Origin of the sequence: Chryseobacterium geocarposphaerae, assembly GCF_002797535.1 — a bacterium.
Taxonomy (GTDB): Bacteria; Bacteroidota; Bacteroidia; order Flavobacteriales; family Weeksellaceae; genus Chryseobacterium; species Chryseobacterium geocarposphaerae.
Genome location: NZ_PGFD01000001.1, coordinates 1,154,941 through 1,179,554 on the forward strand (window position 1 = coordinate 1,154,941; position 24,614 = coordinate 1,179,554).

At 34.8% G+C, this 24,614-nt stretch carries 22 protein-coding genes; 7 read left to right on the forward strand and 15 right to left on the reverse strand.

Annotated elements, in window-relative coordinates; translation table 11 throughout:
* Positions 1 to 5: 5 nt before the first annotated feature.
* The 4 genes from CLV73_RS05160 to CLV73_RS05175 form a co-directional block, all read right to left on the reverse strand.
* Entirely contained in the window at positions 6 to 1,067 is a 1,062-nt protein-coding gene (locus tag CLV73_RS05160) for an efflux RND transporter periplasmic adaptor subunit (RefSeq protein WP_100375789.1), read from the reverse strand.
* Positions 1,068 to 1,076: 9 nt separating this feature from the next.
* The gene (locus CLV73_RS05165) at positions 1,077 to 2,429 is read right to left on the reverse strand and encodes a TolC family protein (protein ID WP_100375790.1); all 1,353 of its coding nucleotides are present in this window, start codon (positions 2,427 to 2,429) and stop codon (positions 1,077 to 1,079) included.
* Positions 2,430 to 2,524: 95 nt separating this feature from the next.
* Positions 2,525 to 3,118, reverse strand: coding sequence for a TetR/AcrR family transcriptional regulator (locus tag CLV73_RS05170; RefSeq protein WP_100375791.1), 594 nt, complete (start codon positions 3,116 to 3,118; stop codon positions 2,525 to 2,527).
* A 196-nt stretch (positions 3,119 to 3,314) separates the two neighbouring features.
* Positions 3,315 to 4,139 carry a CvfB family protein gene (locus CLV73_RS05175; RefSeq protein ID WP_100375792.1) on the reverse strand — a complete coding sequence of 275 codons (825 nt, stop codon included), beginning with the start codon at positions 4,137 to 4,139 and terminating at the stop codon, positions 3,315 to 3,317.
* 161 nt (positions 4,140 to 4,300) lie between these two features.
* On the opposite strand from CLV73_RS05175, the gene CLV73_RS05180 reads away from it, so the two are divergent.
* On the forward strand, positions 4,301 to 4,792 hold the full coding sequence (locus CLV73_RS05180; RefSeq protein ID WP_100375793.1) for a hypothetical protein: 492 nt from the start codon (positions 4,301 to 4,303) through the stop codon (positions 4,790 to 4,792).
* Between the two features lie 76 nt (positions 4,793 to 4,868).
* Here CLV73_RS05180 and CLV73_RS05185 read toward each other — a convergent pair whose 3' ends face one another.
* From CLV73_RS05185 to recQ, 5 genes are all read right to left on the reverse strand, one after another.
* Positions 4,869 to 5,735 carry a DUF4476 domain-containing protein gene (locus tag CLV73_RS05185; protein WP_100375794.1) on the reverse strand — a complete coding sequence of 289 codons (867 nt, stop codon included), beginning with the start codon at positions 5,733 to 5,735 and terminating at the stop codon, positions 4,869 to 4,871.
* Positions 5,736 to 5,830: 95 nt separating this feature from the next.
* Positions 5,831 to 7,234, reverse strand: coding sequence for a dihydrolipoyl dehydrogenase (gene lpdA, locus CLV73_RS05190; protein ID WP_100375795.1), 1,404 nt, complete (start codon positions 7,232 to 7,234; stop codon positions 5,831 to 5,833).
* 203 nt (positions 7,235 to 7,437) lie between these two features.
* Positions 7,438 to 7,782, reverse strand: coding sequence for a hypothetical protein (locus CLV73_RS05195; RefSeq protein WP_100375796.1), 345 nt, complete (start codon positions 7,780 to 7,782; stop codon positions 7,438 to 7,440).
* A 74-nt stretch (positions 7,783 to 7,856) separates the two neighbouring features.
* Positions 7,857 to 8,936, reverse strand: coding sequence for a glycosyltransferase (locus CLV73_RS05200; RefSeq protein ID WP_100376996.1), 1,080 nt, complete (start codon positions 8,934 to 8,936; stop codon positions 7,857 to 7,859).
* A 43-nt stretch (positions 8,937 to 8,979) separates the two neighbouring features.
* On the reverse strand, positions 8,980 to 11,184 hold the full coding sequence (gene recQ / locus CLV73_RS05205; RefSeq protein ID WP_100375797.1) for a DNA helicase RecQ: 2,205 nt from the start codon (positions 11,182 to 11,184) through the stop codon (positions 8,980 to 8,982).
* A 158-nt stretch (positions 11,185 to 11,342) separates the two neighbouring features.
* Here recQ and CLV73_RS05210 point away from each other — a divergent pair, with 158 nt between their 5' ends.
* The 4 genes from CLV73_RS05210 to CLV73_RS05225 all read left to right on the forward strand — a co-directional run bounded on the left by CLV73_RS05210 (position 11,343) and on the right by CLV73_RS05225 (position 16,980).
* Positions 11,343 to 12,302, forward strand: coding sequence for a KpsF/GutQ family sugar-phosphate isomerase (locus tag CLV73_RS05210; RefSeq protein ID WP_100375798.1), 960 nt, complete (start codon positions 11,343 to 11,345; stop codon positions 12,300 to 12,302).
* A 67-nt stretch (positions 12,303 to 12,369) separates the two neighbouring features.
* Complete coding sequence (gene tatC / locus CLV73_RS05215) at positions 12,370 to 13,197, forward strand: twin-arginine translocase subunit TatC (RefSeq protein ID WP_185116756.1); 828 nt, start codon at positions 12,370 to 12,372, stop codon at positions 13,195 to 13,197.
* 167 nt (positions 13,198 to 13,364) lie between these two features.
* On the forward strand, positions 13,365 to 14,993 hold the full coding sequence (locus CLV73_RS05220; RefSeq protein ID WP_100375799.1) for a M1 family metallopeptidase: 1,629 nt from the start codon (positions 13,365 to 13,367) through the stop codon (positions 14,991 to 14,993).
* 142 nt (positions 14,994 to 15,135) lie between these two features.
* On the forward strand, positions 15,136 to 16,980 hold the full coding sequence (locus tag CLV73_RS05225) for a M61 family metallopeptidase (protein WP_100375800.1): 1,845 nt from the start codon (positions 15,136 to 15,138) through the stop codon (positions 16,978 to 16,980).
* A 225-nt stretch (positions 16,981 to 17,205) separates the two neighbouring features.
* Here the strand turns inward: CLV73_RS05225 and CLV73_RS05230 are convergent, their stop codons facing one another.
* The 3 genes from CLV73_RS05230 to pepE all read right to left on the reverse strand — a co-directional run bounded on the left by CLV73_RS05230 (position 17,206) and on the right by pepE (position 20,558).
* Positions 17,206 to 18,378: a sensor histidine kinase gene (locus CLV73_RS05230; protein ID WP_228424236.1), complete on the reverse strand. Its 1,173-nt coding sequence runs from the start codon at positions 18,376 to 18,378 to the stop codon at positions 17,206 to 17,208.
* 6 nt (positions 18,379 to 18,384) lie between these two features.
* Positions 18,385 to 19,758: a D-alanyl-D-alanine carboxypeptidase/D-alanyl-D-alanine endopeptidase gene (dacB, locus tag CLV73_RS05235; protein WP_100375802.1), complete on the reverse strand. Its 1,374-nt coding sequence runs from the start codon at positions 19,756 to 19,758 to the stop codon at positions 18,385 to 18,387.
* 107 nt (positions 19,759 to 19,865) lie between these two features.
* Complete coding sequence (gene pepE / locus CLV73_RS05240; protein WP_100375803.1) at positions 19,866 to 20,558, reverse strand: dipeptidase PepE; 693 nt, start codon at positions 20,556 to 20,558, stop codon at positions 19,866 to 19,868.
* A 197-nt stretch (positions 20,559 to 20,755) separates the two neighbouring features.
* On the opposite strand from pepE, the gene CLV73_RS05245 reads away from it, so the two are divergent.
* Positions 20,756 to 21,286, forward strand: coding sequence for a tetratricopeptide repeat protein (locus CLV73_RS05245; protein WP_228424238.1), 531 nt, complete (start codon positions 20,756 to 20,758; stop codon positions 21,284 to 21,286).
* A 36-nt stretch (positions 21,287 to 21,322) separates the two neighbouring features.
* Here CLV73_RS05245 and CLV73_RS05250 read toward each other — a convergent pair whose 3' ends face one another.
* Positions 21,323 to 21,808 carry a YdeI/OmpD-associated family protein gene (locus CLV73_RS05250; protein ID WP_100375805.1) on the reverse strand — a complete coding sequence of 162 codons (486 nt, stop codon included), beginning with the start codon at positions 21,806 to 21,808 and terminating at the stop codon, positions 21,323 to 21,325.
* Positions 21,809 to 22,029: 221 nt separating this feature from the next.
* Here CLV73_RS05250 and fsa point away from each other — a divergent pair, with 221 nt between their 5' ends.
* On the forward strand, positions 22,030 to 22,683 hold the full coding sequence (gene fsa / locus CLV73_RS05255; protein ID WP_100375806.1) for a fructose-6-phosphate aldolase: 654 nt from the start codon (positions 22,030 to 22,032) through the stop codon (positions 22,681 to 22,683).
* A gap of 59 nt (positions 22,684 to 22,742) precedes the next feature.
* Here the strand turns inward: fsa and CLV73_RS05260 are convergent, their stop codons facing one another.
* Together CLV73_RS05260 and CLV73_RS05265 are read right to left on the reverse strand one after the other, a co-directional pair.
* A complete protein-coding gene (locus tag CLV73_RS05260) occupies positions 22,743 to 23,588 on the reverse strand; it encodes a GLPGLI family protein (protein ID WP_100375807.1) in 846 nt (281 codons plus the stop codon).
* A gap of 111 nt (positions 23,589 to 23,699) precedes the next feature.
* Positions 23,700 to 24,605 carry a GLPGLI family protein gene (locus CLV73_RS05265; RefSeq protein ID WP_100375808.1) on the reverse strand — a complete coding sequence of 302 codons (906 nt, stop codon included), beginning with the start codon at positions 24,603 to 24,605 and terminating at the stop codon, positions 23,700 to 23,702.
* Positions 24,606 to 24,614 lie beyond the last annotated feature (9 nt).

Consider the following 24,614-nt stretch of genomic DNA (forward strand, 5'->3'; position numbering starts at 1 on the left):
TCTGCTTACTTTACGATATTGATTTTTGAACCGTTATCAAGGTTGATCTGTCCGCTGGTTACTACCTGCTCACCACCATTCAATCCGCTTAAGATCTGAACTTTGTCACCGTATACTTTTCCGGTCTGAACTTTAATTAATTTAGCAATTCCGTTATTCACAACAAACAATTGTCCTGAACTTACTCCGTTTACGAAAGCTTCCGCCGGAACCGTTAACATATTCTGAGTTTCAGCACCGTGATTTGTTTTGAATGTAGCTGTTGCATACATCCCCGCTTTAAGATTACCTCTGTTCTGAACTTCAATTTCAACAGGGAAATTTAAAGAGGCATCACTTTTAGGAGCAATGAACGTAATTCTTCCGCTGAAAGATTCTCCAGGTAAAACATTAACATTAATAGCCACTTCCTGACCTAATGCAATTTTTCCTACCTGACTTTCATCTACCAACACAGAAAGTTTAAGGGAGTTAATGTTTACAATTTCAAACATTGAAGTTCCAGGAGAAACCACAGTTCCCGGTTCTACCATTTTTTTGTTGATTGTACCACTGATTCCCGCTCTTACATTAGTATCATTTACTTTAACACTTTGAGCTCTTACTGCAGCCTGAGCATTTTTTAGCTGTAATCTTGAATTATCAAGCTGTTGCTTTGTAACACCACCTGTTTTATATGCATTTTCATAACGCTGATTATCGATAATTGCATTTTGTAAATTGTTCTGAGCCTGCGTAACATCTACTTCAATAGCATCTCTTTTAATGGTTGCTAAAGTTTGCCCTGCCGAAACTCTTGATCCTTCTTTTACCAAAACACTTACAATACGTCCTGAAATTTCTGAGGACTGGTTCATTTCCTGTTTAGGAAGGAAAGTTCCGTTAGCAGAATAGTCAGTATTAATATTTTCTCTGCCTACTGTTATTACATTGACATTGATCTTATCAACCTGCTTAGCCACCTCTTTTACTTCCTGCGTCTGCTTCTCTTTATTGCTGGCAATTTTATAAGCTGCCAAACCTACTAATACCGCCGCGACGATAATATATATTAAAGTTTTTTTCATTTTCGTTTATTATAAGTTTTGTAGTGTGTTTAATTCTCCTTTTGCCTTAATAAGCTTTATTTCGGCCTGTTTATAGTCTAACAAGGCATTTGCATAGTTTTGTTTAGCCTGAGTTAATGCGTTTTCTGCATCCAGCAATTCTGTAAGCGTTGCCAAACCGTTTTGATAGTTAGACTGAGTATTTTTCTGAACTCTTTCTGCCAATGCCACATTATCTTTCATACTGTCGATATTGATCAACGCATTTTCCATATTGGTAATGGCATTTTTATAATCTAAACTTAAGCTTAGCTGCGTATTCTGAATATCCTGATCTAAATCCTGAATATCGATTTCCGCCTGGTTTATTTTAGCCTTTGTAGCCCCTCCCGTAAAAATAGGGATGCTTACATTCAAACCGATCGCAGAATAGTCACTCCAAAGAACTCCGTTTTTAAAACCGTTTGTCAGTGGAAATTTACCTCCGTTTGCTCCCCATCCGTAGTTTGCCGTTAAACTCACTGTAGGATAAAGATATGCCTCGGTAGCTTTTTTATTGAAAACCAAAAGCTCTCTGTTCTTATTTAAAACTTTAAGCTCCATACGCTCATCAAGGTTTACAGTACTTGCAATAAGCTCAGGTTTTGGCTCAATTGTTTTCTCTTCCAGCTCGATATCCGTACTAACCGGAATTCCCATATAAAATTTCAAAGCATTTTTTGAAAGTTCTACTGAGTTGATCAATTGCTGCTTGTTTGAACCAATATTAGTTAGCTGTACATTTGTACGATCCAAATCTATTGGTTTTGCCAATCCGTTCTTTACCAAGCTCTGGATTACATTTCTTACTCTCTCCGTATTGGCATAACTCGCTTCAATGGTTTTAAGATTTTCTTCCTGTACAAATACCTGATAATAAGCTGTTGCCACATTTTCAATCAATTGCTCATTGGTAAGCTGCGCATTCAGAATATAGAATTCTCTTGTAGATTTTGCAGCTTTTAAACCTGTAAATACTCTTTGGTCAAAAATCGCTTGTTGAAGCTGTACAGAAGCCGTAGAATTCCATGGCTGTCCAAGCTGAGCTCTGATCTTCTCTCCTCCAAATTCCAGCAATGACTCCTGAATAAGAGGATTGTAGGTCAACCCCGCCGTAGCACTTATCTGCGGTAAAGCACCGGCTTTCGCCTCATCAATCTTATATTCGGCTTTTTTAATCTGTAAAGCAGCCTTTTTCGCCTCCGCTTTGTTCTGAAGTGCCTGTTTTATGGCCTCCTGAAGAGAGATCTGCTGCTGTGCAGATACTGATGAAAAACCGAAAATCATACATGCAGCCGCTATTCCTATTTTTAGCTTCCTTGCAGTGATACAATTTCTTTTCATAATTTTATACTCGTTTATTTTTTAATGTAATTGCTTTATCTTGAATGTTTTTATTTCTAAAGGACGAATCATTTCTTAAAATACTTTAACATTTTTTAATTTTTAAACAACATATTCAAAATAATCTCCTTTCGCTCAGAAATAATCTTATCAAATTCTTCATCGCTAATCATTAAATTTTCCATCAATAAGGGCCTTACAGCACTTGGAAAAACCAACAGGGAAATCATATTAAGGACAAACTGGATAGGTTCCATTTTTTCGATATTTCCCAATTCCATTTCGGTTTCGATATCTTTGTAAAGCTTGCGAAGCTCATCTTCTTCAATATCTTTTTTGTGACAGTTTCCTTTATTGATCTGCGACACAATATAGGTTTCCAGATATGGATACTGAAGGCTTGTTGATAGGCTCCCTTCTATAAACTGACCGATCTTTTCTTTGAAAGGCAGATCAGAATTCATGATAATTTCAGATTTTTCGTGTTCTACTTTCTGCGCTTCATCAAAAATAATCTGAATCAGATTATCTCTGGAACGGAAATAATAATTAATAAGCGTTCTATTGACACCCGCTGCATCAGCAATTTCCTGAGTAGTGGCGTCAAACTTCCCTTTCACAAAGAATAAATTCTTCGTTGTTTCTTTGATCAATTCTTGTGTTTGGTCTTTTTTAGCTTGATTTGACATTTTTGTTAAACAAATTTGTGCAAATATAAATCAATCACTTGTTTTGACAAAATTGTTAAACAAAAAAATTAAACAAATTTGTATGATTTGCATCATATTTTTATTTGCATCATATTTTTAAAAGGAACACCTGAAGAATAGAAAAATAAAAGCGGGCAGAAATTCTGCCCGCTTTTATTTTTTACGCTATATTTAATTAAAGTAATTTAATTTTATCCTCTTCAATATCGATAATCTTATCTTTATACAATCCTCCAATTGCCTTTTTGAAATTCTTTTTACTCATCTGAACCTCCTCTTTAATCTCTTCGGGAGTAGACTTATCCGAAAGATAAAGCAATCCATAGTTTTCTTCTAATTTGTCTAAAATTTTCTTTTTAAACTCATCTATATTTTCAAAACCCTGAGGCTGTAAAGAAACATCAATTTTTCCGTCTTCCCTGATTTCTTTAATATATCCTGATTCTTCAGATAAAGGATATAATTTTTTGAAAACATCCGAACTGTAGATTAATCCGATATACTTTTTATTGATAACCACATTCCAGCCCAGTTCACTTTCATTCATCATGATCAGATCAACCTTATCTCCTTTTTTAAAAGGCAAATCCTGATACTGAGGGTTTCTCTTGAATTTTGTTGTTCCTGTAATTAAATCCAGATCTTCATCTACATAAATGTAAACTAAATATCTTTTGCCTTCAACAATTTTAGTTTTTTGCTGTTTGTAAGGAATGAACAGATCTTTGATGATTCCCCAATCCATAAAAGCGCCACTTGGCAGACTTTGTACACAACTCATTACTGCAAACTCTCCAACTTCAGCCAGAGGAATTTCTGTAGTTGCTTTCAGTTTATGGTCGTCCTGATAAACGAAAACCTCCATTTCATCACCAATTTCTTTTTCATCCTGAACAAAAATTTTAGGTAAAAAAGCTTTTTCACCAGATTCATCCGTTAGGATCCATCCTGAATTGTTTTTGTCTGAAATTTTTAAAGTCTGAGTTTTTCCGGGTTGCATGTATGATAAAATTAGCTCACAAAGGTACGGAAATTTGAGTATTTTAATCTATTTATAATTCATAGGCGTTACAGATATCTTCAATAAGCTGTTTTAAAAGTTAATTTCAAAAAAATAACACTTGTAAGGAAAAATAATCCTAGTTTTATAAAAATATCAATATGACAATACCAAAATCAATTATTTCCACTCTTTTCATTACACTCGTAGTCATTTCCTGCTCAAAAACACCAAAAATCAACGATGAGTTCCGAAATACTGTAATTTCAAAAATAAATCTTCATCAAGATACTTTGCTTGTTTTCAATCAATTTTTGGATCAGCTGGATTCAAAAAACAAAACTTTTGGAGAGTATTACATTAAAACCCATCGTGATATTCAGGACTCCTGCGATAAAGTATTAGCCGCAAAGTATGAACCTGAACATTTCGTTTATAATAATCATACCCCGGAAGATTTTGATTTTCTGCATAAGATTACTGTAGAGTCACTTAATAATTATCATAAAAAATTAGATATTGACACCAGTAAAATCTATATGATAGAATGGGTTACCAATTCCAGTCCTGATATCAAAAGATACTTAAATCAAAAATATGGTCTAGGAATTTTTATTTCGGAAGATCAACCTCAGGATGCGGCAAAAGAGTAATCTTAAGTTTTACTTATACCATTTATTAACAAAAAAAGAGAGGCTTTAAGCTTCTCTTTTTTGTTGGTATTAATATTTAAGATTTTGCTACAAAATCCATCAACTCCCGTTTGCTACTTTCAAAATCAAATGCATCACAAACTATAAAATATTTATGCTTGTCAACACAATTATTAAATATAGATTTTGCCAAAGACAATTTATTTTTATCAAAACTCATTTCCTTGACCAAAGCCTGAATCTGTTGGGATGTAAACATTGTTGTACGCATCTGCTGTCTTATTACGGAAAGTCTGTCATCGTCAAATCTTGTATTTCTCTGAAGCATAGAAAGAAAATCACCGAAAGAACTGTTATCCATAACATTAGCATAACTCCCTCCATTATTCCAGTTATTCCCCTGATTTCCATAAGGATTATTCCAGACATCGTTCCAGTTATTAAAACCGTAAGACTGATTTTGAACAGGATAAGAATCTAAAAGATACAAACCTTTATTGGTAAAAAAATCAAGGACTAATCTGCTGTTATTACGGACATTTAAAGTGGTTCTGTATAATAAATAACCGTTTTCGTAAATAGAAATCGGAATTCTTCCGGATGGCAGATCAAAAAATCTGAATTTTCCGGAATTGTTTGCCATAAACTGATCACCTAATTCTACACTAAATATTCCCTGTTCCGGAATTCTAAGAAAAACTTCAGAATAGCCATAATCTACATTCCATTGATATCGTGAATTTTTAAAACCAGATTCATTATTTTGGCTCTGATTTCTAAAACCTGAATTATTTTTAATTCTGGCCTCACTTCTTTTAGTATTTGGAGATTCTATCTCTGTTTTTGAGGCTTCGTTTTTTAAAAGCTCCCCTACTTTTCCTGCTTCTTGTGCAAATGAATGAATTCCTATAAGAAACATAAAACCGATAAAAATATTTTTCATAAGTATCTTTTTAATTTACAATCTCCATTTTTATGCCAAAAAAAAGAGAAACCATAATTATGGTTTCTCTTTTTGTATATAAGATTATTTTTCAATTACATATGAATAGGTCTCTTCGCCGTAGCATCCAATGCAGCTTCTTTAATTGCTTCTGCATAAGTCGGGTGAGCGTGAGAACTTCTTGCAATATCTTCAGCACTTGCACGGAATTCCATTGCAATAACTCCTTCTGCAATAAGGTCTGCAGCTCTTGCTCCTACAATGTGCATTCCTAAAACCTCATCCGTTTTTTCGTCTGCAATGATTTTAACCAAACCATCCACATCGCCACTTGCACGGCTTCTTCCTAAAGCTCTCATAGGGAAAGATCCTACTTTATAAGCTACTCCTTCTTCTTTCAACTGCTCTTCAGTTTTACCTACTCCTGCAACTTCAGGCCAAGTGTAAACAACTCCCGGAATTAAATTATAATTGATGTGAGGTTTTTGTCCTGCCAAAGTTTCAGCAACGAAAACTCCTTCTTCTTCAGCTTTGTGAGCCAACATTGCTCCTTTGATAACGTCTCCGATCGCATAGATATTAGCAACGTTAGTCTGAAGATGATCGTTTACCTTTACTCTTCCTCTTTCGTCAAGCTCAACACCCGCTTTCTCCAGTCCAAGACCTTCAGTATAAGGTTTTCTACCTACAGAAACCAAACAATAATCTCCTTCAACAGTTACCTCTTCTCCTTTTTTATCTTTGGCAGTAATTTTTACAGTATCTCCGTTTCTTTCCACTGCAGAAACTGCTGTAGAAAGCATGAATTTCATTCCTTGCTTTTTAAGAACTTTAGTTAATTCTTTACTTAAAGCTCCATCCATTCCAGGGATGATTTTATCCATAAACTCAACCACAGTTACCTGAGCTCCTAATCTTAAATACACTGAACCTAATTCAAGACCGATAACTCCGCCACCGATCACTACCAAATGCTTAGGAATTTCCTTAAGATTTAAAGCTTCTGTAGAAGTGATTACTCTTTCTTTATCTAAAGTGATGAAAGGTAAAGTAGATGGTTTAGAACCTGTTGCAATGATGGTATATTTAGATTCGATCGTTTCAGTAGAACCGTCGTTTTTCGTTACTTTGATCTGAGTTGCAGATTCGAAGCTTCCAACTCCTTCAAAAACAGTGATTTTGTTTTTGTTCATCAGGTAATTGATTCCGTCTGTATTTTGTTTTACCACCTCATTTTTACGCTCGATCATTCTTGCGATATCTGCCTGAGGCTCATTGATAATGATTCCGTGACCTGCGAAATTGTGCTTTGCATTTTCAAAATGTTCAGAGCTATCCAAAAGCGCTTTTGACGGAATACACCCAACATTAAGGCAAGTTCCTCCTAAAGTAGGATATTTTTCAATAATTGCTGTTGTGAAACCTAATTGTGCAGCACGGATTGCAGCAACATAACCTCCAGGACCAGAACCGATTACGGTAACATCGAATTGACTCATGTTATTTTATGAATTTGTTTATTATTAACTTTCTTACTTCTTACAAATTTAACGATTAATTACCACGTGAGAAAGTGAGATTTGTCAATTTTAAAGTTATTGTTAAGTAAACTAAAATGCTTCAACTTCGCTCAGCATGACAACGTTACTATTTAAAAGCAGTTAGTACTAGAATGTCATGAAGTCGAAACATTTATAAAATGTTACACATTCAGTTTTCCTTGCCCAAACTCTCCCATACTCTCAAAAAAGGAACCGCCATACACATACCATTCAAGACTTTCAAGATATTCTACGGCATTTTCCGGAGTTATGTTTGGTCGATCCTTTTTAGAAACAATTCCTTTGTACCATCTTCCTGATTTAGAATAATGCTCATATTCCACAAAATAATGAATCCAGATTCTTTGACAAAGCTTACATTGCTGAATCGTTACCTCTCCATATCTTCCGTTAGTATGATCTATACCTAATTCAGAACTTCTGTATTCCGTATAGTTCGAGTTAGGCTTTTCACAAGAGCAACCCAATTTCTGAATTTTATTCATTAGAAATATTGATTAGATAAGATTAATGGCATCAAATGTAAGAAAATAAGACTCCATGAGACAAGTCTAGCTTTCTATTTCATTAGATCCAGCAAAACCTTCTCATATTTATCCATAATAATTTCTTTTGAAAATCTGGATTTAATAGAATTCTTAATGGAACTGCTGTCATAACTTTCATGTAAAATCTGAACGATTTTCTGTGAGAAATCATCATGATTTTCAATATCAGAAACTTCACCATTGATTCGATTCTGAATAATTTCATTGATTCCTCCGGGACAATTATTAGCCAAAGAATACGTTCCACACGCACCAGCTTCTAATAAAACATTCGGAAAGCCTTCATATCTTGAAGAGAGGATAAAAAGATCCGCAAACTTCAGAAACTGGTAGGGATTCTCCTGTCTTCCATGAAAAATAACTTTTTTTAAGTCCAAAAACTCTTTCATCTGATGCAGGATTTCCCGGTCTTTCCCATCTCCCAAAATATGTAATAAAATATTTTCGTTTTTAAGTCTTGAAAATACTTTCAGCAGGTTATCAAAGCCTTTTCTTTCCGATAAATTGCCGATCGCTACAACGTTTTTGTAATTATATTTAAAGCACTCCGGTCTACTTGAAAGAGCAAGCTTTCCTTCAATAAAATCAAAATCGACAGGATTATTAATTTTAATGATTTTCTTTTCTTTAACGTTGAAATTATCGATCAGATCTTTTTTCATATCATCACTCTGCGCAATGATTTGTTGATAATTGTTATAAAAGCTATAGAAGAATTTGATTTCTTTTCTGGTAATATGATGGGAAACCACATTCGTTTCTCTTGCAATAAATTTTGTTCTCGGAAAAAGCTTGATAAACAGTGATAAATAAGCATTTACTTCTCCAAAACCAGAAAATACTATATCCGGCTTTCTACGGTAAATTTCTCTTAGAATCGGCTTTAATGAATGTCGGATTCTTTCTGTATCCACATCAATAATTTCAACATCTTTCTTAAGGAAATTAAGATAGCCACCTTGTTTGCGTAAAAGCAATATTTTAGGTTCGAACTTATCCCTGGAAAGATGGTTCGCAATGGTGGTAATGATTCTTTCTGCACCTCCGGTTTCCAAATCCGGCAGAATAAATATGACAGAAATCTTTTTCATCATATCAAAAACCTTACCTATAAATCAGGCAAGGTTTATATTTTTAGTTAGCTACGTCACTAATGAATTTGATTCTCAACATTCTCACTTCTTCATCAGAAAGCTCATCTCCGAATTCATCTAGTAGAACCTTCATACTATCACTTTCGGATTCGTTCATAAATTCCATGAAGCCGTCTACAATATCTTCATCAAAATTATCTTCAATATAATAATCAATATTCAATTTAGTCCCCTGATAAACAATACGTTCCATTTCTTTCAACAATTCATCCATTGAAAGATTTTTGGCTCTTGCAATATCTTCAAGATCAATTTTTTTATCGGTACTCTGAATAATGAAAACCTTATGACTGGATTTATTAGCCACCTGCTTCAATACCATATCCTGAGTACGTTCAATATTGTTGTCTTCTACATATTTACTGATAAAATCAGCGAATTCTTTACCATACTTTTTAGCTTTCCCTTCACCGACTCCATAAATTTTCGTAATTTCTTCAACCGTAATCGGGTATTGAACCGTCATATCTTCCAAGCTCGGATCCATGAATACTGTGTAAGGAGGAATTCCGTGTTTTTTGGCTACTTTTTTTCTTAAATCTTTTAATAACGTAAATAAATTCTGATCTAACCCGCCTCCGGATTGCTGCTGAATCTGATCACTCTCCGCTTTAGCCTGAGTTAAATCGAATTCCCGGTCTTCAGCAATTAAGAATGAATGTTCTAATTTACCTTCCAAAACCAGTTTCCCTTTTTCGGCAATTTTTAAAACGCCATAGGTTTCAATATCCTTTTGCAGAAAATTCTGAACCGTTGCCTGTCGTAGAATAGTTTTCCAGTGATTATCCTTTTCTTGTTTTCCAAAACCGAAATAAGAACTCTGCTCCAATTTATATGATTTTGTCACTGCTGTTTCTTTTCCGGCAATTACAGAAATCAGATCCTTTGATTTGAATTTCTCTCCGGTATCTTTAATAAGCTCCAGTACTTTTTTCAAGTCATCTGTAGCATCTTTCAGCTTTGGTGGGTTTGATGAATTATCACACATTTTGGCGCCTTCCCCATTAACCGGATCAAAGTTTTCACCAAAATAATACAGAATATATTGTCTTCTGCTCATTGAAGTTTCGGCATAGCCTACCACTTCATTCAGAAGCTGCAATCCGATTTCTCGTTCAGAAACAGGCTTTTGAGCTAAAAACTTTTCTAACTTTTCAATATCTTTAGGATCATAGAACGCCAGACAATGTCCTTCTCCTCCATCTCTTCCTGCACGTCCTGTTTCCTGATAATAGCTTTCCAAAGATTTCGGAAAATCATAGTGAATCACAAAACGAACATCCGGTTTATCGATTCCCATTCCAAAAGCAATTGTCGCTACAATCACATCCACTTCTTCCATCAGGAATTTATCCTGATTGGCGACTCTTATTTTCTGATCAAGACCGGCATGATAAGGCAAAGCATTGATTCCGTTTACCTGCAAAAGCTGCGCAAATTCTTCCACTTTTCTTCGGCTTAAACAGTACACAATTCCTGATTTTCCTTTGTGCTGATTAATGAATTTAACAATCTCCTTATCTACATTTACTTTAGGCTGTACTTCATAGTAAAGATTCGGTCTATTGAAACTTTCTTTAAAGACTAAAGCGCTACTCATTCCCAAAGTCTTCTGGATATCATCCTGAACTTTAGGCGTTGCAGTTGCAGTTAAGGCAATTACAGGAACATCTGCAATTTTATCGATAATAGATTTCAAATTTCGGTATTCCGGTCTGAAATCATGTCCCCATTCTGAGATACAGTGGGCTTCGTCTATAGCAAAGAAAGAAATTTTCACTTCTTTCAAAAAGTCTAAATAATCATCTTTAATTAAAGATTCGGGAGCGACATAAAGAAGTTTGGTTTTACCGCTTTTAATATCATCAAAGACCTGTTTGGTCTGTGTCTTATTTAAAGATGAATTAAGAACATGGGCTACTCCATCATCAGATGAAAGTCCGTTTACTGCATCTACCTGGTTTTTCATTAACGCTATTAACGGCGAAACTACTATTGCCGTACCTTCCGAAATAAGTGCCGGAAGCTGATAACATAAGGATTTCCCTCCTCCTGTAGGCATCAACACAAATATATCCTTCCCATTCAACAGGTTTTCTATAATTTGCTCTTGTTGTCCTTTAAAAGTAGAAAACCCGAAATATTTTTTCAATTCGCCTGATAAATTGGCTTTTTTTGCGCTCATCTAATTTTCTATTGCTAAATTTGCATCTAACCCAAAGTTATGAATTTTTCACTTAAAATAAAAGTGAACGAATTTATTAAAAATAAAATTTATATTAAATATTGTTTTTAAAATATAACATTTTTTAAGAGATTTTTTGTATGCCCTATAAAAGTAAAATGGAAAAAGCCAATATCATTTCGATAGCAAAAAGTACTTTAGAAATAGAGATTTCAGAACTTGAAAAACTAAAAAACAGACTTGACGAAGATTTTGTAAAAGCTGTAGAAATTATACATTCTGCACAGGGAAAATTAATTGTAGTAGGAATAGGAAAATCGGCGCACGTTGGAAATAAAATTGTAGCCACTTTAAATTCTACAGGCACTCCTTCTCAGTTTCTTCATGCTTCGGAAGCCATTCACGGAGATTTAGGAGTAATCCAAAAGCAGGATGTTGTGTTATGTATTTCCCAATCCGGAAACTCGCCTGAAATTGTAAATCTTGTTCCTTACTTAAAAGATTATTCCTCTGCACTGATCGGGATGACGGGAAATAAAAACAGTAAACTGGCAGAATCCTCCGATATTATCTTAAATACTCATGTAGATATGGAAGCTTGTCCTAACAAGCTGGCTCCTACAAGTTCCACCACATTACAAATGGCTCTTGGTGATGCTTTAGCCATTTCTTTAATGGAAATAAATGATTTCCGAGCGAATGATTTTGCAAAATTCCATCCGGGAGGAAGCCTAGGTAAAAACCTGATTTCAAAAGTAAATGATTTCCTTTCTTCCCAAAAACCACAGGTTACGGAAAATGACAGCATTAAGGATGTCATTATTTCAATCAGCAGCTCAAGGCACGGGATTACGGTTGTAACTAATGAAAATGAAATCATTGGAGTGATCACAGACGGAGATTTGAGAAGAATGTTAATGAAAGGGGATGATATTTCTAAAGTACAGGCAAAAGATATCATGTCTGCTCAACCCAAAACAATTGAAAGAACGGCTTTGGCAAAAGATGCCATGAAAATTTTAAAAGAGAATAATATCGGACAGCTTGTAGTAACAGAAAACGGAAAATATTTCGGAATTATTGATCTGCATAAGTTGTTGGATGAAGGAATAAACTAACTTATAATTTCTAACCTCTAACTTCTTTAAATATTTCATAAATTTGAAGCCTTAAAAATATTATTCTGTGAGTGATGCTAAAGACATGTCCTTCCTTGGACATATTGGAGAATTAAGAGGTCATCTTATCCGCTCGATTATTGCGATTATCATTGCGGCTTTGGTTGTCGGCTTTAACATCAATTGGATTATGGATCATATCTTTTTTGGTCCTACCAGAAACGATTTTCCAACGTTCGAGATTGTCAATCACTTTTCCAAGATGCTTTTGGGTGAAGACAGTATTCATCTTCCAAAAGATTTCCCTGTTCGCGCGAGTAAACTTTATCAACAGTTTAATGTCATGATGGCAGTTTCTATTTTTGGAGGAATGGTTGCAGCATTTCCTTATATTGTCTGGGAACTTTGGAGATTTATCAGTCCTGCCTTGCATCCGAAAGAAAGAAAAAATTCGATCTTTATCATCAATTCTGTCTGGATTCTATTTATGACAGGAGTTTTATGCGGATATTTTTTAATTCTTCCTTTTGCGGTTAACTTTGGAGTTATTTTTAAGATTTCAGATATTATCGTTCCTCTATATGATCTGAGCGATTATACGACACTATTTTTACAGGTTGTTTTAGGAATGGGAGTAATTTTCTTATTTCCGATCCTTATTTATTTCCTTACTTCCATCGGGATTTTAACTCCTATGTTTATGAAAACCTACCGTAGACATGCTATCGTTTTAATTATGGTGGTAGCGGCAATTATTACTCCGGCCGATGTTTTAAGTATGATGATGGCTGCACTACCACTATTACTATTATATGAATTCAGTATTGTGATGTGCTCTTATACTTACAAAAAAGTTCAGAAGCGTGAAGGTAATCTTCCCGCAGTTCAAAACTAATTAAAGATCAATTAAATATATTCCCGCGGAACAATCTGCGGGATTTTTATATGTTAAAAAGTAACAAAACTTCATTTCTCCCGTCTAATCAAGAAATCGATTAATTTAAACTTCCTAAATTTAAAATCGATTAATTATTTATTTTTGATCCATTAATTTAATTTCAAATGAAAAAACTGACATACACCCTTTTATTTGCTTCGGGACTTGTATTTGGACAATTCTTTGAGAAAGATAAAACTTTCACAAAACAGGATACTTTAAAAGGCTCCAATACCATATTCCGAAACTTTTGGGATGTAAAGAAATATGACTTATCTGTTGAACCTGATTTTGCTCAAAAAAGCATTAAAGGGAATAACACGATCAGTTTTGAAATTATTAAAGACATTACCAATCCAACCTTTCAGATTGATCTACAACAGCCGATGAAGGCTGATAAGGTAACTGCAAGCTTCCCGATCTCAGAATACAAACAGGAAGGTGATTTCATCTGGATTAAAGCAAAAAAAAGCTTCAAGAAAGGAGAAAAATATACAATTGATGTCACTTATTCCGGAAATCCAACTATTGCTAAACACGCACCGTGGGACGGAGGCTGGGTTTTCACAAACGACCAGAACGGAAATCCCTGGATGAGTGTTGCTGATGAAGGAATCGGTGCTTCAATCTGGCTGCCTACAAAAGATATCTGGAGCGATGAACCTGACAACGGCGTTGTGATGAAAATTATCACTCCAAAAGATTTGGTGGGTGTCGGAAATGGAAGATTAATTAATACAAAAACTATTGGTGATAAAACAACTTACACCTGGGAAGTAAAAAATCCGATCAATGCCTACTCTATTATTCCGAATATTGGAAAGTATGTAAACTTTAAAGATACTTTTAACGGAGAAAAAGGAAAACTTGATCTTGATTACTGGGTTTTGGACTATAATTTAGAGAAAGCTAAAAAACAATTCCAACAGGTGAAACCTATGCTTTCCGCTTTTGAATATTGGTTTGGGGCCTATCCTTTTTATGAGGATTCCTACAAACTGGTAGATTCTCCGTATTTGGGAATGGAACATCAGAGTAATGTAGCTTATGGAAATCAGTACCTCAACGGATATTTGGGAAATGATCTTTCGGGAACGGGAGTCGGACTCAACTGGGATTACATTATCATTCACGAAAGCGGCCACGAATGGTTTGCCAATAATATTACAGCAAAAGATCAGGCAGATATGTGGGTTCACGAAGGATTCACGATGTATTCCGAAGTTCTTTTTACCGAAAAATACATGGATAAAAAATCGGCAGACCTCTATGCTGTAGGTATTCGAAACAGTATAGAAAACGATATTCCGATCATCGGGAAATACGGGGTAAGAAATGAGGGAAGCGGAGATATGTATTATAAGGGAGCAAGTATGATCCATACCATTCGCCAGGTGATTGATAATGACGAAAAATTCAGACAGATCTTAAGAGGTTTAAATAAAGACTTTTATCATAAAACAGTTACTACTGAAGAAATTGAAAATTACATTTCAAAAAAAGCCAGGATCGATTTTTCAAGCATATTTAACCAGTATTTAAGAACAGCAAAAATCCCGACACTGGAATATTCTCAAAACGGCAATGTCTTGAAATTCCGTTATACGAATGTGGTTAAAAACTTCAAACTTCCTGTAAAAATTGACGGAGAGCAGGTTATCAACCCGACAGAAGAATGGCAGACCATAAAACTGAAGAAAGGTACTCCCGTTGAATTCAATAATGCTTACTACATTAATTATGTGAAAGCTTAATAGATAATGAATACAAGAGAGCAAAACTGAAAGTTTGCTCTTCTTTTTTGATATTCCTAATTTTAGTTTTAAGAAAACTTTAATACATCCATTCGTAACAAAATCAATAAAAAAACAACTATTTAACTATAATTTAAACTCAATGAAAAAAATTGCACTTAGTTTAGGGATTTTAGCCACTTTCTGGCTTAATGCCCAATCTATTAAGACAACCATTGATCTTGTCAATGTAAAAAACGATAAAGTTGCCGTAACGATGGAATTCCCGAAAATGAAATCGGGAGATATAAAATTCCATTTTCCTAAAACCGTACCAGGAACCTATTCTGTAGACGATTACGGAAGATTTGTGGAAGGGATCAAGTTTTTTGACAATAAAGGAAAAGAAATCGCTTTTACAAAAGTTAATGACAATACTTACTCTCTTAAAAATGCTCAGAACTTAAGCAAAATCACTTACCTGGTAAACGACAGCTTTGATGATGAAATGGATACTTCAAAGCACAAAGCGGTATTTTCGCCTTCAGGAACAGATATTGAAGAAGGAAAAATTTACCTGATCAACACTCACGGTTTTATCGGATATATTGATAATATGCAGGATGTACCTTATCAGCTGATCATTCAGAAACCAACTGATTTTTACGGAACCACGGCTTTGGTAGATCAGGATAAGTCTGAATCTACGGATACATTTACCTTAGCCAATTATGCGAAAGTAACCGATTCTCCACTAATGTATACCAAACCCGACTACATTACATTCAACGCAGGAGGAATGGATCTTGTGCTAGGAGTTTATTCTCCGACGGGAAAATACAAAGCGGCAGATTTTAAAGATAATTTAGAAAAAATGGTCATTGCCCAGAAGAAATTTTTGGGTGATATGAATACCAATAAAAAATATGCGATCATGCTTTACCTTTCAGGAGGAGAAGGACCGCAAATTAAAGGTTTCGGAGCATTGGAGCACCATGAATCCACCAGTGTTGTATTGCCGGAAATGATGCCAAAAGAAGCGATCGATAAAACTATTACCGATGTGGTTTCCCATGAGTTTTTCCATACGGTAAATCCTTTAAAGACCCATTCTGAGGAAATTCACTACTTTGATTATGCAGATCCGAAAATGTCTCAGCATTTATGGATGTATGAAGGAGGAACCGAGTATTTTGCTAATCTATTCCAGATCCAAGAAGGACTGATTACCAAAAATGAATTCCTTCAGAGAATGAGCGAGAAAATTGCTAATTCTAAGAACTACAACGACACAATGCCTTTTACGGTAATGAGTAAAAATGTTCTTAAGGATGAATATAAAGACCAATACAGAAATGTTTATGAAAAAGGAGCCCTTCTTGCGATGTGTCTTGATATTGAATTAAGAAAATTATCCAACGGAGAAATGGGTTACCGTGATATGATCCGCAAACTTTCCCAAAGATTCGGAGAAAATAAACCGTTCAAAGATGATCAGCTTGTTGACGAACTGGTAGCGGTTACAGGTTATCCACAGGTAAAAGATTTTTACAACAAATATATCTCAGGAAGCGAACCTACCCCGTATGAAAAGTACCTGAGCATGGTGGGTGTAGAGATCAAAAAACAGGAAACTCCGCCTATTTTCTGGTTTATCAAAGATCCTAATCAAACGGGGTATAATGATAAGAATAATACCTTTGTTTTTGATGAAAGCTCGGCCTTATCCCCATTTGCAAAAAGCATCGGTTTCAAAGCTACGGATGAAGTTGTTGCGTTAGATGGCAAAACAATCAATATCCAAAATGTACAGGCGTTTATTGATTATTCTAAAACCATCAAGGAAGGCCAAAACGTTACAGTTACCATTTTAAGAAATAATACTAAAATGGAGCTGAAAGGAAAAGCTATTCTTGACAAAATGACGATGGAAAGTCTTCAGTTTAAATCCAGTCCGACTGCAGAAGAACAAAAGCTGCAAAACCAATGGTTAACCGGTAAAAAATAAACGAAAAGCGAGGAAATTTCCTCGCTTTTTTATTTATAAAGTAGTTTAACTTAACCATTAAGGTGCCTTAAGATTTTAAGAATACTAAGGTGAAATTCATTAAAAAGAATATAAAATATCCTTCCAAAATCTGTCATTCCGAGGAATCGAGGAATCTTTTAGATTCATCAATCTGCTTCGCACCTTTCTGAATGACAAATTTCCTTATGGTGTTATAATAAATACTTAAACTTTTTCCCCTTCAGTTTTTCTGATCGTAATTCTGAACGTAGTTCCCTTTCCCACTTCTGTCTGAACAATTTTAATATCTCCGTTGTGATATTCCTGAATCACTCTTTTAGCTAATGACAATCCTAATCCCCAACCTCGTTTTTTAGTCGAATATCCTGGCTTAAAGGCATTTCTCGCCTGTTGCTTCGTCATTCCGCTTCCGTCGTCTTTTACTTCAACGATAATATTCTTATTTCTTTCAAAAACAGTCATGAGCAAATTTCCTTGTCCTTTCATTGCATCTACCGCGTTTTTCACCAGATTCTCAATCACCCAGCTCATCAGTATTTTATTGTGCGGAACCAAAATAGTATAAGTAGGCTGATGTAACGTAAAATTGATTTTCTTTGAAATCCTCGTTTTCAGATAATCATAGTTCTCCTGAATGGTTTCATTCAAGTTTTTATCATTAAGCTCCGGAACAGAACCTATTTTAGAAAATCTTTCCGAAATGGTACGTAAGCGTTCAATATCTTTTTCAATCTCGTGTACACCTTCAGACTCAGGATTTTCGAGCTTCATAATTTCCATCCATCCAATCATTGAAGAAAGAGGCGTCCCAATCTGATGTGCCGTTTCTTTTGCCAATCCAGCCCAAAGATACCCTTCATCAGTTTTCTTAATGGTTCTCAGAAACCAAAAAGAAAATAAGAAGTAAGACAGCACAAACAGTCCTAATAGAAAAGGAAAATACTGAAGATTATTAAGAATTCTTGAATTATCATAATACACAAACTGATTATTTCCGTGCAAAATTTTTATTTCAATGGCCGGATATTTTTTCTCCATTCTTTTAGCTAAAGCAATAATTTCGTTAGGCTTATCATTGATCTCTTTAGGTAAATTCTTGTATTCTATAAGCTGGTCATTATTATCCAAAATAATGAGCGGAATTGTCGTATTGGAGCTGTAGATCGTCAAAAGCAATTCCTGAACCTCCAGACTGGGAGTGGTTACTTCCTGTTGAAATTTGATAGCATTCACCAAAATATCAACCCTTTTTACTTCTTCTTTCTTTAAATAATTAACGACCAACGTTGATGCTATAACGATAGACACAACGACCAGCGTCATAAGAGAAAAAATAAACCAGTTGTTGAATCTGGAAAATATGGATTTCTTTTTCAAAGCAAGCTATTTTAAAACATTCAGGATTTTTTGAAGCTCTGTACTTCCGCTTCCCTGATAATTGTTGATGATAATCGAAAATACATATTTTTTTCCATCTTTAGCCATATGAAAACCCGCAAAAGATTTGGTATCTTTCATCGTTCCGCTTTTCATTTTAAGGCCATTATCCTGAACCGGAAAACCATCATAATAAGCATCAAACCAAGGTTGCTTTTTAGTATACAATAATGCCTGAACTTCGGCTTTTGCAGAAACATAATTTTGAGGAGAAAGTCCGCTTCCATCGGCAAAATTGATCATATTTCCGTTAATCCCCTTTGATTTCCAGAATTCCTTTAGATAGGCAACTCCGCTTTTAAAGCTGGAATCACCCTTTTTCTCTTTTCCTAATGTTTTAACTAAAGTTTCACCATACATATTCACACTTTTTCTCAGAAACCAATACACTATTTTATCTAATGTAGGTGATTGATAAGTAAGAATAATATTATTTTTAGGTGAAGATAGTATTGCTTTTCCTTCAATTTCAAGCTGAGAATTGGTAATTACTTTTCCTGAAAAATCAATTCCCGACTCTTTTAGCCATTGCTTTACTTCTGTTCCTAACTGCAAAGGCGGATTCGGTACTGAGCCCGAAACGGTTGTAACTTTTCCTGCAGGTAAAGTCCCATTGATTAAAGCGACATCGGAATAAGGCGCTGTAAACACCAGACTCTGGTCAGAATCCCCTCCGGTTTTCAGATCATTCAGCCACTTTATTCCGGCCAAAGGATAAGAGAAGTTCTTAAAATCTGTTCCATTGATATTCACATCGAACTGATTTTCTCTCCAGTTCACACTCCATACTCCGGCTCCGTAATAATTCCCAAGATCATCCCAAGGCCAGCCTCCGGGAATCGTCTGATGGTCAAAATAAGAATCATCAATAACCAAATCTCCTGAAATTTTTGTAATTCCGGCATTTTTTATAGCTTCAATCAGTTTCTTTTTAAAGTTTTCGGGTTTAAAAGATTCATATCTCCAGCTTCCTAAGGTAGGATCTCCATTAGAACTGATAAAGAGATTTCCATTCAGATTACCGCCTGAAATATTTCCTGAATAGCTCGAAGTCGTTTTATAGGTGTAATCTTTGCCTAATGTTTCCAAAGCTGCAGCTGCTGTAAATATTTTCTGGGTAGAAGCCGTAGAAAGGCCTTTATTTCCCTGATATTCATAAATGAGTTTCCCTTCTTCATCCGATACATAAAATGACAGATTGGAAGCAATTGCTCCGGAAGAATTCATCAGATTCTTTGCAGCTGCATCCAATTTCTCTGATATATTTTGAGCAAAAATAATTTGTGTTGATAAAGTAAGAACTGCAAATGTTTTTTTCATTGCGTTTTATTTTCTTTTTATGAGATGCTGAACGAAGTGAAGTATTCTTTTACCTTAAAATGTGATCCAGAAACCACATTATTTAATTCAAATATAATTAAATAAAATTACAGTTCAGCACCCGCCTCAATCTCGTAAGGATCTTTACCTTTTTCAAAAATCCGGGTCAATTCGTTGCCTTCAACAGTAATCCTGTCTCCAATTCTTCTGATCCAGTTTCCTTCACGAAGCCCCACAACTTTTAGGTCATTCTGCGTTAAAAATTCTTTGATTCTTGTTTCTCTTGTTTCTCCATTATGCTTCAAATCAGGATTCGGATCTAAATAATGTGGATTCAAATTAAAAGGAACCAATCCCATGCAATCAAAACTTGGCGGATAAACAATTGGCATATCATTCGTTGTTTTCATATTTTGTCCGCCGATATTGCTTCCCGCACTGCATCCCAAATAGGGTTTTCCGTTTTCAATATTCTGCTTTAGAACAGACATTATTCCTTCTTCATGCAAAGTTTTTACCAGCAAAAAAGTGTTTCCGCCTCCTGTAAAATATCCTTGTGCATTATTTAAAGCTTCTATTTTATTTTCGAACTCATGAAGACCTTTCACTTTTATGTTGATGGTTTCAAAAAAAGAGCGTGCTTTTGCCGTATAATCATTATGAGAAATTCCGCTTGGTCTCGCAAAAGGAATGAATACTATTTCATCTATTCCGCTATATAACTGAATTAATTCTTCTCTTAAATATTCCAGATATTCTCCTCCGAAAAGTGTGGAAGTGGAAGCCAATATGATATTCATATAAATATATTTGATTAAAAGTTCAGATACAAAGATAACTGAAACCGCACCGAATCAAAAATTTCGATAAAAAAAGATACAATCCTCTTAATATTTTCTAAAAAAACTTAAGGGTTCTAAAATTTGGGTTTTTATGGAATTATTATTGAACTTTCTATATCACAATTCGAAAATATAATGTTATGAAAATGATTAAAATGAACACAAAAAGTCTGATTTTAGGTTTATTATTCGCAGGAGGTTTAGGCTTGGCAAACGGCCAGACAACACAACAGGCAGATCCTCAGAAAACAGTTCAAAATACAGGTAACGCTACTATTGATGGTCTTAAAAAACAAGTTGAAGCCAATCCAAAAGATGCCAATGCCTTGGCAAAATTAGCCACTGCTTATCAGGAAGCTTCAGATTGGACCAATGCAATAGATACCTGGAAAAAAATATCTGTTTTACTTCCGGATTGGGCACCATCATATTATAGCCAGGCTTATGCTTATCAATCTGCAAAAGATGATGTAAATGCAAAACTTGCCTATGAAAAGTATATAGCAACAGTAAAACCAGAAGAGGTTGAACAGAATAAGAAAAACCTAGCGTATGCTTATTTTTATCTTGCCTTTTCTGAGCAGAAAAATAATCCAGATAAAGCAAAAGAGCATATTGCCAAATCCTTACAGTATGACCCTACTAACGAGGATGCTGTAAAATTGAATAAAGCTTTAAATTCATAGATAATTAAAAAGGTTCAGATTAATTTCTGAACCTTTTTAATTTATTTTCTTTCCGAAAAAATCAGTTTCACCATGCAAATGCTTTATAATCTTTTCTATATTTCTCTGAATACTTATTTCAGTTTTAAGATTATTGATATAGCGGATAAGTTCTGCTTTCCTTGAAGGAATTAAACTTTCAAAATTTTTTAAAGCCACTGGATTTTCTCGTATCGCTTTCTCCAATTGGGGATGAATGGAAATTGTCCTCTCCAAATTATCGTATTCAACAGAGATTTCTATAATTTCCCCTATTCTTTTCGGAGAATCTTTGAGCATCATCATATTGATATACAATCGCCATTCTCCAAGATATTTCATGAGATTCTGCGCGTATTCTTTACCGTTTACAGTTCCTTTTACCGGAATCGGGCTTTTATTTCTTCCGGAAGCTTCAAAAATTTCATGCAAAATTTCCTCGGGAAGAAAAACAAAAGGGTTGATTCCTATGATTTCCAGCTTTGCTGTGAATTGATTTTTCATTATTATAAATTTAATTATTTTTAAACCACCCCGTCAAAAATTCTTTGAATTTTCGCTACCCTCCAAGCTGAAGGGAATTTTAAGTAATTAATGTTATCTTTAAATTAATTGCACTAAGTTTTTAATACAAAAACCAGAAGCAGGAATCCCAATCTCGTTCTAAATTAATTTTCCACTCACAAAGGAATGATTATCTTTGTACCAATAAATCTAGAAAACAAATGAAATTTTTTATTGACACAGCCAATTTAGATCAGATTAAGGAAGCTAAAGACCTTGGAATTTTAGACGGGGTTACTACCAATCCTTCATTAATGGCAAAAGAAGGCATTCAGGGAGCTGAAGCGATCAAAAATCACTACAAAGCAATCTGCGAAATCGTAGACGGAGATATTTCAGCAGAAGTTCTTTCGACTACGTATGAAGAAATGATCAAAGAAGGGGAAGAATTGGCGGCAATCCACTCAAATATCGTGGTAAAAATTCCAATGATTAAGGATGGTATCAAAGCGTTAAAATATTTTTCTGATAAAGGGATCAAAACTAACTGTACACTGATTTTCTCTCCGGGACAGGCTCTTTTAGCAGCTAAAGCAGGGGCTACTTATGTTTCTCCTTTCTTGGGAAGATTAGATGATATTACTACTGACGGATTAAATTTAATTCAGGAAATCAGACTGATTTTTGATAATTATATGTACGAAACTGAAATTTTAGCAGCTTCTATCCGTCACTCCATGCATATTATCGACTGTGCGAAGATTGGTGCAGATGTAATCACTTCTCCACTGCCTCCGATCTTGAGCTTGTTGAAACACCCGTTAACAGACAGCGGATTGGCTCAGTTTATTGCAGATTCTCAGAAATTAGCTTAAGGAATCTTTCTTTAAGTTCAAGATAAAAAACGCGCGAAACTTTCAGTTTCGCGCGTTTTTTATCTGAGTAAATATAATTCAAGAACATTATTGTTTTTTGCATTTTCTTCTTTCGCTTTCTTTTCCCGTTCTCTAAACATTTTTTCGGGATCCAGAGGCTTTCCGCTTTCGTCTACAATAGTTACTTTCGTATTTCCGGACATCATCTGTCGCATCCCTTTGGTAGGATTATTTCTGTAATCAACAAACTGCTTTTTATATTTATCCGGATCTACTTCAAACAGGTTTCCGAATATTTTCTTTTCTGCATCACTTTTCCATTCCTGATTATCGGGAATTTTTGCAATGCCTTTCAGAACAAAAGAGTGAGATTGGGTTTTATCCTCTACTTTAATAATCATTCCCGGCAGTCCGTGAAATTTATAGGGTCCATCCTGAATAGGAAGATCGGGTACAAACCAGGCAGTCCACTGTCTCCCTGCAAAGCTTACATTTGCTTTCTGGGCATTAAACTCACCAATTTTTTCTTTTTCAGGAAGTATTTTCCAATCCATTTTTCTTTGGTCATTTACCTTATAATGATCCACCTCTAATTGATTAAAAAACAAAACTTTATAGTCAGGATATGATTTCTCAACGGCGAAAGATATTTTCCCATAATCTATTCCGCTAAAATCATGCATATTTTTTGCGATTCTGTCTTCTCTTATTGAATCTGCGGTAAAGCTTTTTCTGCTATAAAATTTTGATCCTTTTTTAGCGATATCCAGATACATGATCTCCTGATCAGATTTGCTTCTGTCTGTAGAGTCTGCTACAAATTTGTATTCATAAATAAAACGCTGATTCTGAGCCAGCATGAAAACACTAAAAAAAGAAAAAACTCCCAAAATAATTCTCTTCATATTGATTTTTTTTCAAAGATAATTTTTTTTATTAAACTGGATTGGTTTGTTGTATAAAGAAAAAGCAGGAAAATTTTATCACTCCTGCTTCAATTAGAAAATATATGTATTTTAATTTACTAGGTCCGGTTCGATAGGATTATTATTTTTTGCTAAACCTTCTTTGGTTCTTTTTTCCATTTCCCTGAACACCTGGTTTGGATCTGAAATCTCTTTCCCATCAGCTGTTTTCGTTTTAAAAACCATTTTCGTATTGCCATCGTTTTTCATCATCATTTCCCTCATATTTTTTGTAGGATCATTTACGTATGCTTTCCATGCTTTTTTAAACTGATCTTTCGTCACTTCAATTTCTTTGCCTCCCATTCCGAATAATTTGATATTTTCTGGTAAGCTCAGCTCCTTATCCTCAGCTTTACTACTTTGAAGGACTTTATTCCCTACCAGAGTCATTACATGAGAACCTGTTGTATCTTCTATTTTAACAATCAGTCCCGGTAATCCGTAAAAAGTGTACGGTCCGTCCTGGAAAGGAAGATCACCGGCAAACCAGGCAATCCATTCTCTACCGCCAAAACTTGTAGTGGCTTTCTGAGCTGTGTATTCTCCAATTTTTTGTTTTTCAGACTGTATTTTCCATTCAGGCTTTTTATCTTCTTTTATTTTATAAGAATCGCTGGAAATATTTCTGAAAAGATAAGTCTTGAAATCAGGATAAGACTTGGTTACTCTATAAGAAACCTGCCCCGGTTTTTCTCTTTTATTGATGCTTATATTTCCTGAAAATGTCTTGATCTGTTTTTCCAGATCCGCCCTTTGCGTGGAATCAGCAATATATTTGTCACGGCTGTAATAAGAAGATCCGTTTTTATCTATATCCAGATACATCATTTCCGTTTTTATATCCGTTTTATCATTGGAGTTAGGTATAAACTTATATTCATAAAAGAATCTGTTGGTCTGAGCATTGGTAATCATTCCAATCAAAATACAACTAAAGACTAAAAGTTTTTTCATTTTTTACAA